Annotated in this window: 1 pseudogene; it reads right to left on the bottom strand. The window is 70.8% G+C overall.

Features of this window, described 5'->3' with window-relative positions:
- Window positions 1-1,400: pseudogene (locus AC2AXK_RS14540) on the bottom strand (hypothetical protein); the annotation flags it as partial.
- Window positions 1,401-1,631: the final 231 nt, after the last annotated feature.

Here is a 1,631-nt window from a genome sequence, read left to right as displayed (position 1 = left end):
GTGATGGTGCCTCGTTCGAAGGTCTGGCTGACGGTGGTGCTGGTGATCTTCGCGGGTGCGGTGGGGAGGCCGGGTCCGGTGGTGGCGCCGCCTGCGGTGGTCCAGGCGGTGACGATCTCGCGGGGGACGACGTGGGACCCGGTGGTGGGTCCGGAGACGATCCAGTGTCCGGAGGTGAAGGGGACCGAGGTGCTGGTCCCGACGCCGGTGTAGCGTTCGTCGGTCGTGGGGTAGCCCAGGGCCCAGGGTGTGGCGTTGGTCTGCCAGGTGGCGTAGGCCGGTCCGCTGAGGAACCGGGCCCCGGTGGTCGGGCTCCACAGGGCGATCCCGTCGAGCGTGCCGTTCTTGAACGTGGCGTAGGACCCGGTGCCGTCGCTCATCGCGGACTCGTCGATGGTGGGGTACCCCAGGCCGTAGACGCCCCCGGAACGCTTCCAGGCGTCGCGGATCGCACCGCCCACGACGTGGGCGCCGGTGCTGGCGGACCACAGGGCCACGCTCTCGCGTCCGGCGGCGTTGCGGAACACCGCGGTGGCGCCCTGACCGTCGGCGGTCGCGGACTCGTCGACGATCGGCAGGCCCATCCCGGTTGCGCCCCCGTTGGCTGCCCATGCCGCACGCACGGCCCCACCGAAGGCGTGCACCCCGGTGGAGGGACTCCACATGAGGTTCGAGCGTCGGCCCCCGCGCACGAACTCCACGGACGTGCCGTCGGTGCCCGCCACGGCGCCCTCGTCGGTCACCGGGTACCCGAGCCCTCGTACACCGCCGTCGTTCCTCCAGCGGGTGAGGAACGCCCCACCGAACACGTGGGTGCCGGTGCTGGGCGACCACATGATCGTCGAGTTGCGCCCGGCACGGGTGAAGTCGATGAAGGTGCCCACGTTGTCCGCCGCGACCGACTCGTCCGCCTGCGGGTACCCCATGCCCGTGACCCCGCCCGCGGCGTCCCACACCGCCAGGAAGCTGCCCCCGAACGCCTTGGTCCCCCCGGCCGCGGTCCAGATGATCGCCGACTCACGGTTACCGATCTGGAACCGCGCGATCGACCCACCGTTGTCCGCGGTGGCGACCTCGGACACCTTCACCGGACCCACCCGCTGCAACCCACCCCCGGCCAACCACGCCGTGCGGATCGCCGAGGAGACCACCTGAGCACCGAACGACGGGTCCGAGGTGATCGTCACATACCCCCCACCGGGACGCAGGAAGTCCTGCGCGCACGTCGACCCCACGCACACCTGCTCACCCGCCGGCCACCCCAGCGTGCTCGACGACCCACCCCGACGCAGATACTCCGTGAGGATCGGACCATTCTTGACCACCGCATACCCCGACGACGGACCCAGATAGGCCACACCCCCCTGGTACGACTGCTGGTACCCACCCGAGACCGCCACCTCCGGCCCCGTCGCCAACCCCAGATCACCCCACGCCGCCTGACGCGCCAGGTACTGATCATTGAGCACACCCACCGACGCGAACGTCCCCACCGAGCTCGACGACACCGTCCCCCGCGCGAACGACTGCTGGAACCCACCCGAGATCGTGCTCTGGTTCGCCGTCGGCGGCCCCACGATCCCCGCACCACCACTGCGATACCACGCATCGATCGCACCCACCGTGACGAA

It is taken from the genome of Sanguibacter sp. Z6_81, assembly GCF_057180625.1.
The sequence above is the reverse complement of the archived record's forward strand: the minus strand, read 5'-3'. Positions and strand labels throughout refer to the sequence as shown.